At 47.4% G+C, this 13,940-nt stretch carries 13 protein-coding genes; 7 read left to right on the forward strand and 6 right to left on the reverse strand.

What is annotated here, in order from left to right; all coding sequences use genetic code 11:
- Positions 1-369: 369 nt before the first annotated feature.
- Positions 370-933, forward strand: a complete 564-nt coding sequence (locus ACO1PK_RS06605; RefSeq protein WP_423187881.1) for a flavodoxin family protein — start codon at positions 370-372, stop codon at positions 931-933.
- A gap of 147 nt (positions 934-1,080) precedes the next feature.
- On the opposite strand, the gene ACO1PK_RS06610 is transcribed toward ACO1PK_RS06605, so the two are convergent.
- The gene (locus ACO1PK_RS06610) at positions 1,081-1,260 is read right to left on the reverse strand and encodes a hypothetical protein (protein WP_423187882.1); all 180 of its coding nucleotides are present in this window, start codon (positions 1,258-1,260) and stop codon (positions 1,081-1,083) included.
- Positions 1,261-1,475: 215 nt separating this feature from the next.
- On the opposite strand from ACO1PK_RS06610, the gene ACO1PK_RS06615 reads away from it, so the two are divergent.
- Complete coding sequence (locus ACO1PK_RS06615; RefSeq protein ID WP_423187883.1) at positions 1,476-2,030, forward strand: hypothetical protein; 555 nt, start codon at positions 1,476-1,478, stop codon at positions 2,028-2,030.
- 108 nt (positions 2,031-2,138) lie between these two features.
- On the opposite strand, the gene ACO1PK_RS06620 is transcribed toward ACO1PK_RS06615, so the two are convergent.
- The gene (locus tag ACO1PK_RS06620; protein ID WP_423187884.1) at positions 2,139-4,415 is read right to left on the reverse strand and encodes a DUF5916 domain-containing protein; all 2,277 of its coding nucleotides are present in this window, start codon (positions 4,413-4,415) and stop codon (positions 2,139-2,141) included.
- 193 nt (positions 4,416-4,608) lie between these two features.
- A complete protein-coding gene (locus ACO1PK_RS06625; protein WP_423187885.1) occupies positions 4,609-5,496 on the reverse strand; it encodes a LysR family transcriptional regulator in 888 nt (295 codons plus the stop codon).
- Positions 5,497-5,597: 101 nt separating this feature from the next.
- On the opposite strand from ACO1PK_RS06625, the gene ACO1PK_RS06630 reads away from it, so the two are divergent.
- The 3 genes from ACO1PK_RS06630 (at position 5,598) to ACO1PK_RS06640 (ending at position 7,925) form a co-directional block, all read left to right on the forward strand.
- Complete coding sequence (locus ACO1PK_RS06630; RefSeq protein ID WP_423187886.1) at positions 5,598-6,461, forward strand: SDR family oxidoreductase; 864 nt, start codon at positions 5,598-5,600, stop codon at positions 6,459-6,461.
- A gap of 144 nt (positions 6,462-6,605) precedes the next feature.
- Positions 6,606-7,598 (forward strand): peptide-methionine (S)-S-oxide reductase MsrA, encoded by a 993-nt coding sequence (gene msrA, locus ACO1PK_RS06635; RefSeq protein ID WP_423187887.1) that lies wholly within the window; start codon positions 6,606-6,608, stop codon positions 7,596-7,598.
- A gap of 156 nt (positions 7,599-7,754) precedes the next feature.
- Positions 7,755-7,925 carry a DUF3012 domain-containing protein gene (locus tag ACO1PK_RS06640; protein ID WP_423187888.1) on the forward strand — a complete coding sequence of 57 codons (171 nt, stop codon included), beginning with the start codon at positions 7,755-7,757 and terminating at the stop codon, positions 7,923-7,925.
- Here the strand turns inward: ACO1PK_RS06640 and ACO1PK_RS06645 are convergent.
- Genes ACO1PK_RS06645 through ACO1PK_RS06655 form a run of 3 tightly spaced genes read right to left on the reverse strand, consistent with a single transcriptional unit; the run spans position 7,922 to position 12,146 of the window.
- Positions 7,922-11,263, reverse strand: coding sequence for a 7TM diverse intracellular signaling domain-containing protein (locus ACO1PK_RS06645; RefSeq protein WP_423187889.1), 3,342 nt, complete (start codon positions 11,261-11,263; stop codon positions 7,922-7,924). The genes ACO1PK_RS06640 and ACO1PK_RS06645 overlap by 4 nt on opposite strands.
- Before the next feature lie 15 nt (positions 11,264-11,278).
- A complete protein-coding gene (locus ACO1PK_RS06650) occupies positions 11,279-11,773 on the reverse strand; it encodes a chemotaxis protein CheX (protein WP_423187890.1) in 495 nt (164 codons plus the stop codon).
- Between the two features lie 7 nt (positions 11,774-11,780).
- The gene (locus tag ACO1PK_RS06655; RefSeq protein WP_423187891.1) at positions 11,781-12,146 is read right to left on the reverse strand and encodes a response regulator; all 366 of its coding nucleotides are present in this window, start codon (positions 12,144-12,146) and stop codon (positions 11,781-11,783) included.
- 170 nt (positions 12,147-12,316) lie between these two features.
- Between ACO1PK_RS06655 and zntR the strand changes: the two genes are divergently transcribed.
- Entirely contained in the window at positions 12,317-12,766 is a 450-nt protein-coding gene (gene zntR, locus ACO1PK_RS06660; protein WP_423187892.1) for a Zn(2+)-responsive transcriptional regulator, read from the forward strand.
- The gene (locus tag ACO1PK_RS06665; protein ID WP_423187893.1) at positions 12,760-13,935 is read left to right on the forward strand and encodes an SO_0444 family Cu/Zn efflux transporter; all 1,176 of its coding nucleotides are present in this window, start codon (positions 12,760-12,762) and stop codon (positions 13,933-13,935) included. The genes zntR and ACO1PK_RS06665 overlap by 7 nt, the downstream gene beginning before the upstream one ends.
- Positions 13,936-13,940 lie beyond the last annotated feature (5 nt).

The following is a 13,940-nucleotide window of genomic DNA, read 5'->3' on the forward strand; positions in this document are numbered from 1 at the left end:
CGCCACTATCGTGGCGCTTAGTAGCATTGCCGGGGCTGCGTTGTCACTCTGCCCACCAACAGGGCTGGTGCGGAGGCTTTCGCAGGTCGTTCTTGCTGCCGCGGTTTTATGGCTCCCTGTTTCCATTGTTCTTGCGGGCAATCTGTCACTTAACTTCACCAACGGGCGCGGTGACACGTGGCAATATTTCACGGGTATTGTGTTATTGGTATCACTTCTGATGCTCATGCTCGCCGCTGTGCTGCGAGTAGTTGCCAAGTTTCCGCGTCGTAAATCGGCCTAACTTCGCATTAGAGCGGACCGATGGGTGAGCGGGTAATTGTGTTGTTCACTCCTTGACTCGGCGTTATATTTTTTAAGGATTGTAAAGTGGTAAAGGTCGCTATTATTTTTCATTCAGCAGCAGGTACAACAAAAAAACTTGCTGAAGCAGTAGCTGCGGGCGCTCGTTCGATCTCTGAGGTTGATGTTGTTTTTGCTGAAATTGTCGGTACAGATATTGTTGAGGGGCGTTTTAAAAATTCAGCTCTGATAGAACAACTAAAAGATGTCGATGCAATGGTTTTCGGTTCACCTACATTTATGGGGTGTGTATCGGCACAATTCAAAGCTTTTGCGGATGCTACGGGTGATCTTTGGGCTGAGAAAGCGTGGTCTAATAAAATTGCTAGTGGTTTTACCATTGGCTCAAATCTGAGTGGTGATCAGTTAAACACCATTCAATACATGCAAATTTTCGCAAACCAACATGGCATGTTATGGGCAAGTTTAGATATACCAGGTAATTGTGATGCCGAAGGGCGTAACAGGCTTGGCGCTCAGTCTGGTTTAATTGCACACTCTAAAGATGGCGAACTAAATGCAGTCGATTTAGTAACGGCACAATATCTGGGTCAGCGTGTTGCCGACGTAGCCAAGAGATTTGCAGTATAAAAAATATAACAATCCGCGTCATTCAGGGCCTTCGGCCCTTGCGACTCACAACAAGTTGCTCGCGTTATGCCGGGGTATGTTGGGGATTCATCATGTGGTTTTTTATCAACCGAGGGTTTCGTAAGCCTGAAAAAGGCTAGCCCCTCGCTAAGGCAACCACGCATAACTAAATTTAATAAACACATTGCGCTGCACGGGCCAAAGCGAGTTTATTTCGTCGTTTTCAATTGCATTATCACTGTAACCGGCAAAAAACACCGTTTGTGGGTTATAGCGGTACGAATACAACAGCTGACTCCCCCAGTGTTTTTCAAATTTTGCACGCAAGGTTCTCGTTTAGCTTATGAGGTTATTAATATTAAGATTGTTGTATATATACTTTTGTCGGTAAAAGTGACAACTAAACGACTTACTATAAAAACTGGCGTCACGCGTTGGCTAGAGACACAGCAATTATGCTGGGAAAACATCTCAGAAAAGCTTATTTTATTAGTTTCATTGTTAATATTTATCGGATTTATTTATAAAAGCGAACTATGCAAATGAGAAAAACTAAACCACTGCTCTATATCCTGCACCTACTCATTTTCTCGATTTTACTAACTGGATGTGCCCATACCCCATTAAAAGAAATGTTCTATGGGAGTTGGGATCAATCTTTTTCGATGTATACTGATGATTTAAATGCGCTTTTAGAAACACCTATGCATGGTGATGTTGGACTGGAAGTGTCACTAAAAGCAACACAACATTACCACAACAATGGTACATATAGTGGTGAAGGTGAATTCATCTTTCGAATTAAATCGGCTAATTCCGACATCCCACTTCGGTTCTTTATTAAAGACACGGGTAAATGGAGTTTACATAATAACGGGAGTAGGTTAGTTGAAACGAGTTCGGGCGGGTCGTTAACGCCTGCAGATACATTTACTGAACAATTTCTGGCATTTCAACCTGAATTAACTGCAATTTTTGGCTCTTTTAAACCCATAAAAGGCGAAAAAAATACGGCAAACATACTATCAATTTCCAGTACTGAAATGGAAATTCAGGAAGAAGAATCGAAAATAACCTTAACCATGACTAGACAGTAATAACATTTTTAAATTTTACCTAAAACATAAGTTCCCTTGAATTAAGTTGAACAAAAAATATGTTTTATGAATACTTTTCTGAATCCTGAAGAAATTTAAGTTCAATGCTTAAGGCAACCACGCATAACTAAATTTGATAAACACATTGCGCTGCACGGGCCAAAGCGAGTCTATTTCGTCGTTTTCAATTGCATTATCACTGTAACCGGCAAAAAACACCGTTTGTGGGTTATAGCGGTAAGAATACAGCAGCTGACTACCCAGGGAGTTTTGTTTAGCCGATAACAGAGATTGAAATGCTGGCTGATAATTGGCTAAGTTGCGGCTAAGTTGGTTGTAAATAAGCGCCAGCCTAAGTGCACTGCGGTTAGAAAACTGATAGGTTAACCGAAAATCGGTAAGGTGCGCGGTAAAGACGTCAGCACCTTGGTAGCGCATGGCATTGAGGTTGTAGCGGACATTGAATTCCACATGGCGGTTTAACGCATAAGTAACCGTAGCATTAAAACGTTGATTGTCGGATAAACGGTTATTGGTAAGATCAACCACGTCGCCAGCCACCCAGCGGCTATTCAAAAATAGCGCAGCCGATGGCCGCACACTGCCAAATATGCTCCATTCTTGCTCGGTAAAGCGGTCGGTATTGCCCGTAATGCTTAGCACGCTGGTATCTAGCCGATGACCTACCCGCAGCCGTTCTGTACGACCCAGTTCTAAACGACTTTCTAACGGCCCGTGTAAGTTTACAAAGGCTTCGAGTTCACGCTCTAGGAGCTCGCCAGCACTGTTATGCGTGATATCCCAATCGCTATAGAAGCGGATCCGGTTTAACCAACGATCACTGGCCATAAAGTGGGTGTATTCACCGCCAAACAGCTGTTTTTGCCAATCAGTTTCGGGTAAAAAGCCTAAATCGGCACGGAAATTTTCGCCACGGTAATCATAACGGCCAAAAACGCGCCAGTTAGTTTGGGTGTGTTCATAATGTAAGCGATACGCCTGATCTGTGCGACGCATATTATCTTGATAGCGCGCTGCCGCTTCGCCGGTTAATCTGGCGATCAACGCCTCATCATCTTGAGTGGCGCTATATAGCCATTGCGCACTAAGAGTGTCTTGGGCGCTGAGTCTGACATGGCTATCGATGCCCACAACGTTGTTTTGGTAATCATCACTCTGGCGCAAGGTTGCCACTGTACCGAGCGTAAGCCGATCACTTAGCGCAATGCTGTAACGCCCTGCCGCATTTTGGCTTTTTTGCTGCAACTGGCGCACGCTAGAGCCTAAATTACCGGGTAGCAACAGCGTGGTGCTGTCGTCATCGGTGGCGAAAAAACCAAAGGTGTGTTGGTTTAAGCGGCCGGTTAATTTTGCACCGGCATTCGGTGCAGCAATATTGCGGGTATAAACAAGATCTAACGGGCTGGCAAAGTAGTCGGCATTTTCGGTGAAAAACGGTCTACTTTCGTCAAAAAACAAGGTAAAAGGGTTATTAATTGATAACTGCGCCGCGTCGGCTTCTACCTGTGAGAAATCGGGGTTTAACGTGGCATTTAAGGTAATATCTTGGCTAATCCCCCATTTCAGATCGAGGCTAAGTGCAACATCGTTTGCTTTTTGCCATTGGCTATCCGGCGCGCTGGAACGCTGCTGGCTATGCCCTGCCACCAGTGCGGGGGCGACCACCAGATGTTGGCTGCTGTGGGCTTGGCTAAATCCTTGATAAGGCTGCAGTTGGCACACCCAGCATTTATTGGCATGGCTGATCGGAATGCTGCTGACGCGCACCCGCTGATCGCGTTGCCGGTAACGCAGAAACTCCATGGCAAAGGTTTTTTCGCCCGCGGTTGCCGGGAAATTCATTACATGAAAAGGAATAGCGATTTCGACAGTATAGCCATTGGCGTTAATCTGCCCTGCCGCATCCCAAAAGCCATCCCAGCCCATCGATTCGTCGCCCGTTAGCGCATTTTCAATACTGTCGGCCACGCTGCCTAAGGGGTTAACAAAAAACTGATAGGCGAGCTGTTTATTGTTGTAAGGGTCAATTTTTACGCCAATAAAGTCATCATTCCACAGCTTATCGCGATTACGATATTGCGCCCGCACGCTGCCGGCATCAGGTTCTTCTGCGGTAAAAGCAATATAGAGAGTAGTACCATCATCAAAAACCCGGGCGGTGGTGCGGTAGCTTACCTGCCCTTTATCTGATGGCAGGGTAATATATTTGATATCGACCTGCTTGGCTTGCTGCCACACCGCTTCGTCTGGTACACCATCTAACTTAATGGTGGCGTCAGTAAAGGTGGGAATGCTTTGCTCAGCATAAGTGGCTGTACAAAAAAAGATCCCCGCTAATCCCGCTAATATAGCCCATAACCGCATTGGTAAATCCCTATTGAGTTGGTTTAGCACTCTGCTGGCGCTTTAACACAGACGATGACTGTTAAATTGGCAGGCATACTAGCATGCTGTAGTAACGCGATAACCAAATTGCGACTGACTATGGGTTACTGTCGATAAAGTGTTTTAAACAGCGTGTTGATGCGGCATCGCTCTGGCTAAGCCAGTGATGCCGCTAGTAAAACAATTTCGCTGCCAGTAAATAATCAATTACCACGCGGGTACGTAACGGCAATTGCCGACGTGAAGGATAAAGTAACGCGAAAATGATGGGATCGCTGGTTAATGACGGCATAATTTGCACCAAGTCCCCCTTTTTAAGCTCATCTCGTATTGTGGTGGGTAAGAGCGCGCCGACACCCAAACCGGCTTGCACCATTTTTTTAACCATCAATGGCGAGTTACAACGAATAACAGTGTTCGGCGTTACCTCAACCAGCTGGCCTTGCTGTAAAAAACGCTGCACATTATCTGCACTGGCCTGTTTTAAGCTGATCCAGTTACAGGCCGCGAGCTGGCTCAGGTTTTGCGGCTCACCGACTTTCGCTAAATAACTTGGGCTTGCAAAGACAATCACCTGTTCTTTATGTAGCACTCTGGCAATCAGCGAATCGTCTTTGGGAATGCCAATGCGTAGCGCTAAATCAATTTGCTCTGCAATCAAATCGCGCTTATGGTCATCGATCAGCAAATCCAGTTGTATCTGCGGATAGGCCTGATAAAAATCGGCCAGCACCGGTAACAGTACCGAATGCGCAATGTCATGACCAAGCGTAAGCGTAACGCGGCCAGACGGCATGGGCGGGGAAATGGCCGCTTCGGTGTCGTGTAAAATCTGCGACAGTTTGCAGGCTTCGGCAAATACCCGTTCGCCCTCTTGCGTTAAGCTCAGTTTGCGGGTAGAACGCTGCAATAACCTTACCCCAAGGGCCGCTTCTAGCTGCGCGACCGTTTCACTGATCCGCGAGCGGCTGCTATTTAGCGCCCGTGCTGCCGCCGCAAAACTGCCGTTTTCTACCACGGTGGCAAAGACAGCCAATAACTTTAAGTTAGCAAAATCCATTGTACGGTTTTCCAGAACAGAGCAAACGGCATTGCACCGCTTATCATGACAAAAAGTTTGGCAGATACTACGCCTGAAATCTACTTAGTTTTGGAGTGAATATGATTGCAATAACAGGTGCTAGCGGCCAACTTGGCCAATTTGTGGTGCAGGGTTTGCTAAAACACACGGCTGCCGCCAACATTGTGGCCTTAGTAAGAAACGTAACCAAAGCCACCGCGCTGAGTGAACTGGGCGTAACGGTGCGCCAAGCCGATTATAACCAACCCGATACACTGGCAACGGCACTGCACGGTGTAGAAAAGTTGTTGCTGATTTCCAGCAGTGAGGTGGGTCAGCGCGTGCCACAACATCAGGCAGTGATTCACGCCGCTAAGCAACAAGGCGTGGCGTTATTGGCTTATACCAGCGTGTTACATGCAGATAGTAATCCTATGCTGCTTGCCGCCGAGCACAAGGCTACCGAGCAAGCCATTCATGACGCAGGCATCCCCGCGGTGATCCTAAGAAATGGCTGGTATACCGAAAACTATACCCAAAGTGTGGCTGATCACATTGCCAGCGGTATAGTGATGGGCTGCGCCGGCGACGGTAAATTTTATACCGCTTCGCGCCAAGATTATGCTGATGCCGCCGTGGCAGTATTGCTCGCTACCGAGCCGCAAGCGGGTAAAGTGTATGAGTTGGCCGGTGATACAGGCTTTACCTTAAGCGAGTACGCGGCCGAAATTAGCCGACTAACCGGCAAAGGCGTTCACTATCATAATGTTACGCCAGCAGAATACGCTAGCTTTCTGTGTGAACTGGGTTTGCCTGGTGCTTTTGCTGCCGTACTGGCCGATAGCGAAGCGCAAGCGGCAATCGGCGCTTTAGCCGATAGCAGCAAGACTCTTAGCCGCTTGCTCGGGCGAGCGACCACGCCCTGGCAACACAGTTTGCAAGCGCGCCTGAAAATACCTGTATAGCGGCGACCGCCTTTGTGCTTACTGCGGCACTTGATCGTATTGGTTAATACGTAAGCACAGAACTACGCTAAGCTTAATAGCCAAGGTGGTCTAGAGTGGTGTCTCGGTGCGTAACCATATGGAGAGACCCGTTGGAGAAACAAAATGCCGCGCGATAACCCGTTCAAGCAACACTTAGCAAATAAGGGCTTGGGGCAATTAACTCGATTATTCCTAAGCAGCATGCTGCTGTTTTTTGCAAGCAGCAGTTCGCTGGCAATAGCCAGTAATACTGATCAAAACCTGCCTCAGGCTAGCCTGCAGCTCGAAAACCTAGTGGTGGGCGCAGGTTGCTTTTGGGGTGTAGAAAAACGCTTTGCCGCTATCGAGGGTGTGACCGATGTAGTGTCTGGCTATGCTGGCGGCGACGGGGTTAAACCACGCTATCGCGATATCACTCACCCACGCAATAAGTTTAACCCGAACAATCATGCCGAAGTGGTGCAAATTACCTTTGAGCCGCAACGAGTTTCCGTTGAAACCTTACTGCAACACTTTTATGAAATGCACGATCCCACACAGCAAAATCGACAGGGTAACGACATCGGCACCCAGTACCGCTCGGTGATTTTTTACAGCAGTGCTGAGCAAGCGGCGAGTGCCAAGACAGTAACGGCACGTTATCAACCGTTACTAACAGCAGCGGGTTTTGGGCAAATTCAAACGCAAATCCAGCCGTTAAAAACCTTTTATCCAGCCGAGGACTTTCATCAAGATTACTTGGTGAAAAACCCCAATGGCTATTGCCCAGATCATGCTACCGGTGTGCGTTTTTCTGGCGCGCCAGTGCTAACCGCAGAGATAGATAACAGTGCCATATTACAAGGCAAACATATTGTGATGTTAGACGCGCCTGATTGCCCTTATTGCGAAAAATTTAAAGCCGATGTAGTAAAAGACTATCAGGGGAAAATTCCGCTGCACTTACGCCGAGCAAACCAGTTAACAGGCTTGCAAATCAACTCGCCAACCTGGGCAACGCCTACCCTACTATTCTTAGAAAACGGCAAAGAAATGCTGGGTGTGCAAGGTTATATGGCACCCGCTGATTTTTATAAGGTGCTGGGCCACTTTAGTTTGGGTGAGCAAAGCCTTTAACGATGGCCCGAATGGCAGCACCCGCTATTGTATTAATGCGACAGTATTGGAGTTTTTGGCGCGCTAGGTATTTGCAGTATCAATAAAAAAGCGTTCGATTATCGGCATTTTTTGCGCCACAATGTGACACACGGATGCCAAAAATCAGGACAACATATGAAAAAGACGCTTATTACCGCCTTAGCGGCATTGGTTTTGTTAACAGCTTGCGCCCCTGAAGTGGGTTCAAAAAAATGGTGCAAAGCCATGGATGCTAAACCCAAAGGCGACTGGAGCATGAATGAAGCTAAAGACTACACCAAGCATTGCTTGTTAGCAGACGACTAAGCCAGCAGATAGCTGTCGGGGGCTAACGGCAGTATTAGCTCAAACCGACAGCCTTCGCCCGGTTCGCTATACACACTGATACTGGCTTGATATCGCGCACAGGCGTGGCGCACTGCGGCTAACCCGATGCCGCGCCCAGATAGGGTGGTCACGTCGGTTTTGGTTGAAAAACCCTCGTTAAAAATATACTGCGCCAGCTCATGCGCGCTGCACTCGGCTTGCTCGGTTAATAACCCTCGGTTTAGCGCTTGTTGACGAATTTGCGCGGGCACTAAACCTTGGCCATCATCACTGATCTGTAAATACAGTGTTTGATCTTGCACTGTGCCTGTGCAGCGAATAGTGGCTTCGGCCGTTTTACCCCATTCTTCTCGCTGCCAAGGCGATTCAATGCCATGATCTACGGCATTTCGGAAAAGGTGTACCAGCGTATCTAATAACGGCTGATAGTACTGCGCATCTAAATGCACTGCGGCACCGCTGTACTGGACTGGCGCTAACTGTTTGCCTTGTTCTAACGCAATCCGCTCGGCTGTCGCAAAGTGTCCGCTCAGTAAGTGTGCCAGAGGTTTGTACTGTATTTGCCGTAATGCTAGTGCAAGATCTGGCTGGCTTTCTGCCAACGTCGGGACAATTTGTTGTAGCAACGACATGGGTACTACGACCCGCTGTTCTTGCAAGAAATAATCGCCCCCTAAACACTGCTTGAGTAAGGCAAAGACCTCGTCTAAGCGTTCTTGTAAGGGATAAGTCTCGTCAAGGTGCTGCAATATTGGCGTTGCACTGGTTAAGGCTAACTGTTGCTGTAGCTCGCTTTCTAGCGCATGCAACAAGGCGGGTAAGTGCGGACATAAAATTTGCGCCAATAAGCTTTTAAAGGTATGAATTTCCCGATAGATCATCTGTAACATGTCGTGATCAGGCTCGCGGCAGAGCTCGGGTAAGCGTGCCATTAATTGCTGAAAACTGAGTAAAGTTTGCTTCACTTCTTCGGGGTGTAATAACGCATACACCACAAAGTTGGCTTGTTGCTGCTGCGCCTGCAGTGCCTGTTGTAACGCTGTTTGCTCGGTAATGTCACTGAGGATCACCATAATTTGCTCAGTGGCAATTTTCCGATAAGCGATTTGATAACGCTTATTAAAAAACAGGCGTTCTTGCGGTAACAGGCTTAAGTAAACCGTGACCATATCTGCAGTTTGTGCTGGATCAAATACTTCGGCTAAGGTTTCCTCATATAGCGCCTGTAATTTCGCATCATCAGCGGCCAACCAGGTCACCACCTTGCCGGTTAAGGCGGTGGTTTGGAAAATAGTTAAGCAGGCTTTACTGTAATCAGGGGCAATAGTCAGCTCTCGATCAAAAGTTAAAAAGCCTTGTCCAGTATTATCTAATAAGGTTTTTATTTGCTGTACACTTTGTCGGTAAGCTTCAGTTCGTTCGGCGACTTGTTGCTCTAACTGTCGACGGTATTGCTTACGTTGCAGAGATTGCGAAATGTGCCTCGATACATATACCAGTAAGCGGCGCTCCTCTTCGGAGTAACTCATGCCCTGATCATAAAGTTGCAGGCAAAGTACACCAACTACCTGTTGTTCATTAAATGCTTCTTGTTCATTAAACAACGGCAAGCCCAGCCAATACTGGGCCACACTACCAAAACGCGGCGCTAAGCCACTTTTAGCGGTGATTTGCTCGGCGTTACCATATAAGGGTTGGCCGTGCTCAATAATCCACATACTCCAACTGCCTTTTAGCTGATCAGCAGGAATGTAAGCATTGGGATCGGGGACATCTTGGCCTTTTTCGTCCGCCATATAGGGGAATTGAATGGTGTGCTGGGCCTTATCATACAAGGCAACAAAAAAGTTTTTGGCTAGCAAGAGTTCACTCAAAGCGTGATGCACCTGCCGTAAAAACGGCCCTAACGCCTCGTTACCGGCCGCTAATTCGCTGATTTTAAATAAGGTTGCCTGTATCTGTTCGCTTTGCCGGCGTTCTTGAACTTCGCTTTCCAGTTGCTGGTTTAACGAGGCGATAGCGGTTAGCGAAGCATTTTTTTCAGCTAATTGCGCCAGCTCAGCGGCCTGCCGCTGTTGTTCCGACCAAGCAGCTTTTAATGCCAAGCCCATTGATAACACTATGCCTTCGGCAATGGCCCCCACAAACAAAATGTATTCCACCAAATAATAGGCAGGGATCAACGCCATGGTTTTGAAAAACTGTACTAAGCCGCCAGCCAAGATAAACAGCCGACCTATCAGGAAAATATCGGCACCCGGCAAATGTTGCAGCCGACATTTGATGGCGAACACCAACAGCACGAGCACCATTAATAAGGCATTAGCCATAGCTAATTTGGTTGCTGTGGGGTAACTGAGTAGCCACATGGTTGCCAGTAAGAGCAAGCTCGCCCACGCTAGCCAGCGAATGGCGGTGGTAAAGCCCTGCTGAGCTTGCCCCTGAAAATACTCTAAAGCAAAACGATAACTAAAAAAGCTGACTAAAGATAACGACAGTGGAATTAACCATTTAAAGGCTAATGCATGATTAGGCCAAAGAAAACTTGCCCCTAAACCAGACACAACAGCAAATAACGTCAAAATAAAGGTTAAAAAACCGGTATATATCAGGTTGGCACGGCAACGCGTAAGCAGGGCAACCAGTAGGTTATAGAAGATTAATAACAGCAATAACCCAATCACTAAGCCGAACCAGAGGTGTTCATTGCGTAAACGTTGCTCTTTTTCTTGCTGAGTAACCAGGCTAATAGGTAAGGATAAACTGCTCGAACTGCTTAAGCGCAGTAAATAATTAACGGAATCGTTTGGCTCGAGCGTGATAGGAAAATAGTGCGTAGAGCCCATCAGTTTACGTAAGACAGCGGGCTCCGCCACGCCACCGCGCTGTATCAAAGTAGCGATAGGGCCGCTAGCCATATTATCGACGCGATAAAGCGAAATATATTGCAGTAGTGGGTTACCTAAACTTAGCCAAAGCGCTGTTTGTTGCTCGACCGTGGGCATGGATAGCTTTAGCCAAATTGCCGCATCGGTAAAGCCAGCGCTAAGATAACTGCCTTGTAAAGGGGTAAAGTCGGCAGGATAGTGTTGCTGTAACACGCTATCCACCGTTAAAGCCGCTGAGGGGTCCTGCAAAACCAAGAGTTTTGCTTCGCCTAGCGTCTCGATAGTAGGTTTTGCCGTTTCAGGCATAACCGCTGCCGCAAGGGGCCGATTTAATAAAAAATAGGCAGCAATTACATACACTAACGTTAGCCATAACAAGCGTATGACTCTTGAAAAACACTCCATTGCTACGCTCGTCAATACTTGCATAATGTCCTTAGGGTATTAGCTAAAGCAAAGATTAGCCGGACTCACACAGTAAGCTTCAACCACCCCGAAATCGGTATTAACTTGGCTTTGTTGAATGCAAACCCGACCCGCTGGCCTTAATTTGGCTGCCTGCAGCACCATTGGCAAAGATAAATGAATATGTTGCCCATCTACAGCGAGTTTGGCAGTAGCATTACCACCAATGATATTGATTATTTCACCTAATACCGCTTCCAGCATGTCATCATTTTCTTCTAGCCCTAAGGATTGTATTTCGTGCTGCATTAATTTCCATGCCGCAGCATGATCTAACACCAGTAACACCATAATACTGAGTGGGCCTGTTAAGCTAATAGTGGCGCAAATATCGCGAGTACTGCTAATTGAAGGCACCACCGTAAACCCTGAAAACTGTTGCTCAGCATGCAGTAAGGGTTTAAAACTTGTGTGGAGTAAGGGTAAAAACACGGTGTCAGTTAAGGCGACATCAGCTAAAGGCGTTTCAGACATAGTTACCTCACTGGAGTGCTTTTGCGAGATGCTCGCGTAGCTTTTCCACATCTAAAGGTTTCATCACATAACCTTTAGCGCCAGCTTTCAAAGCTTGTAAAACCATATTTTCCTGACCATGCGAGGTGACCATGACAATCCTGACACCGGCATCTAGCTGCTTCAGCTGCTTAACCGTTTCAATACCGTCGATACCCGGCATAGTGATATCCATAGTGACGACATCAGGTTGTAACTCGGGATAACGCTTTAGCGCATCTAGACCAGACTGCAGCACACCGCACACTTCGTAACCTAAGTTTTCGATTAACTGCTTTAACTTGGATAACATGATGGGCGAGTCATCGACACACATCACTCGTTTTACTGTCATCGTTAACCCCCTTAGCTAGCGCTATGCTGCTTCATTGAGCAATTGTCGCATTTGTCTTTTAAAGATAGCAAGCTTGCCTAAAACTGCCAGTTTTATGATAAATCTTTTTTAACCCTTGACTCTGGAGCTTGCACTAGGGTTTATACTGGGTGTAATAGAGGAGTACCCAGATGAAAATTGGCGACTTAGTAAAACAGCATGGCGTTAGCGTAGATACCATCCGCTTTTATGAAAAGCAGCAGTTATTAACGCCCAGTGCGCGATCGGAAGGCGGTTATCGCTTATACAGCGCGGCAGACAGTCAACGCTTGGCCTTTATTTTACGCGCCAAAAGTGTCGGCTTTAGCCTGCAACAAATTCGCGAATTGCTACAAATTGAAGATAACAAAAGCCAATGGCAATGCAGCGATGTCAAAGACAAGGTGCAGCATAAAATGGCCGAAATAGCCCAGCAGATTTCCGAATTACAACGCTTTTATCAGGCATTGGAACTATTAGACCAAGCCTGTTGTGGTGGTACAGCCAGCGCCACCGAATGTTCAATCCTGACCGCTTTAGAGCAAGGCCAGCTGGTACAGGTCGAGCAACATAGCCCCAAATCGGAGTGTGCAGCATGTTAAGTTTTATCGAAAATTTCTGGCAACTCTTTGTACTATCCGCCCCTTGGTTATTAGTGGGATTAGTCGTTGCGGCCATAATGAAAACCTGGATCCCGATGGACTGGCTACAAAAACAACTGGGTGGCGATGGCGTGAAACCCGTCGTTAAAGGAGCGTTATTTGGCGCGCCTTTACCCTTGTGTAGCTGTGGCGTGATCCCTGCCGCCATGCAATTACGCCGCGGTGGTGCGAGCAAAGGCGCTACCGTAGCCTTTTTAAGTGCCACGCCAGAAACCGGCGTGGATTCTATCTCGGTATCTTATGTGCTGCTGGGTCCGTTAATGGCCATAGTGCGCCCTATTGCGGCGATTAGCAGTGCTATTATTGCTGGCCTGTTAGTGGGTAGAACCGAACATACTGTGAGCAATACCCGCGTAGCAAGCGATACCAAAGCTGAGACTGCACCCACCAAAAGCTGCTGCGTCAGTAAAGCCGTTGTAACAACACCAGTCGAGCCTGTTGCAGCAGCGTGCTGCCCGAGTAAAGTGCCAGCCGAGACCGAGGTTGCCACCACGAAAACCAGCTGCTGCCCCAGCAAGACCTCCGCAGCCGCGGCCAATACCAAACCCAGCTTTTTACAGCAAGCCAAAGCTGGGCTGGCATACAGCACTGGCAAGCTATTAAGCGACTTTTACCTGTGGCTATTAATTGGTTTATTTTTTGCGGCCTTAGTGCAAACGCTAGTGCCAATAGATGCCTTAGCGCAATACGGCAGCAGTATTTGGATGATGCTGTTAATGGTGCTGATTTCTGTGCCTATGTATGTCTGTGCGACTGCTTCAACCCCAATAGCTGCTGCATTAATGCTAATGGGGATCTCGCCAGGCGCGGCGCTGGTGTTTATGCAGGCTGGCCCTGCCACCAATATTGCCACTATCAGTGTGGTCTATAAAGAGCTAGGCAAACGTGCGCTGGGGGCTTATTTATTTGGCGTGATCGTGATGTCTGTATTTTTTGGCTGGCTGTTAGATGTCGCATTGAACTACTTTGATATCTCTGTGCAAGGCGCTATGCAACATCAGCACTCGGTGTTACCAAGCTGGCTGGAATTGACGGCAGCCTTGTTACTCGCCGCCTTAATTCTGCGTATTGTGGCTAAGCAATTACTTAGCCCAAAACAAGCCAGCTAACGCAG

The organism is Alishewanella sp. d11 (genome assembly GCF_049390205.1).
Classification (GTDB): Bacteria; Pseudomonadota; Gammaproteobacteria; order Enterobacterales; family Alteromonadaceae; genus Alishewanella.

Excerpts from the sequence above, each read along its gene's own strand:
- ACO1PK_RS06665 (WP_423187893.1), top strand. The coding sequence starts at position 12,760 with ATGTTAAGTTTTATCGAAAATTTCTGGCAACTCTTTGTACTATCCGCC.
- msrA (WP_423187887.1), top strand. The coding sequence starts at position 6,606 with ATGCCGCGCGATAACCCGTTCAAGCAACACTTAGCAAATAAGGGCTTG.
- ACO1PK_RS06625 (WP_423187885.1), bottom strand. The coding sequence starts at position 5,496 with ATGGATTTTGCTAACTTAAAGTTATTGGCTGTCTTTGCCACCGTGGTA.
- ACO1PK_RS06620 (WP_423187884.1), bottom strand. The coding sequence starts at position 4,415 with ATGCGGTTATGGGCTATATTAGCGGGATTAGCGGGGATCTTTTTTTGT.
- ACO1PK_RS06630 (WP_423187886.1), top strand. The coding sequence starts at position 5,598 with ATGATTGCAATAACAGGTGCTAGCGGCCAACTTGGCCAATTTGTGGTG.
- ACO1PK_RS06640 (WP_423187888.1), top strand. The coding sequence starts at position 7,755 with ATGAAAAAGACGCTTATTACCGCCTTAGCGGCATTGGTTTTGTTAACA.
- ACO1PK_RS06655 (WP_423187891.1), bottom strand. The coding sequence starts at position 12,146 with ATGACAGTAAAACGAGTGATGTGTGTCGATGACTCGCCCATCATGTTA.
- ACO1PK_RS06645 (WP_423187889.1), bottom strand. The coding sequence starts at position 11,263 with ATGCAAGTATTGACGAGCGTAGCAATGGAGTGTTTTTCAAGAGTCATA.
- ACO1PK_RS06615 (WP_423187883.1), top strand. The coding sequence starts at position 1,476 with ATGAGAAAAACTAAACCACTGCTCTATATCCTGCACCTACTCATTTTC.
- zntR (WP_423187892.1), top strand. The coding sequence starts at position 12,317 with ATGAAAATTGGCGACTTAGTAAAACAGCATGGCGTTAGCGTAGATACC.
- ACO1PK_RS06650 (WP_423187890.1), bottom strand. The coding sequence starts at position 11,773 with ATGTCTGAAACGCCTTTAGCTGATGTCGCCTTAACTGACACCGTGTTT.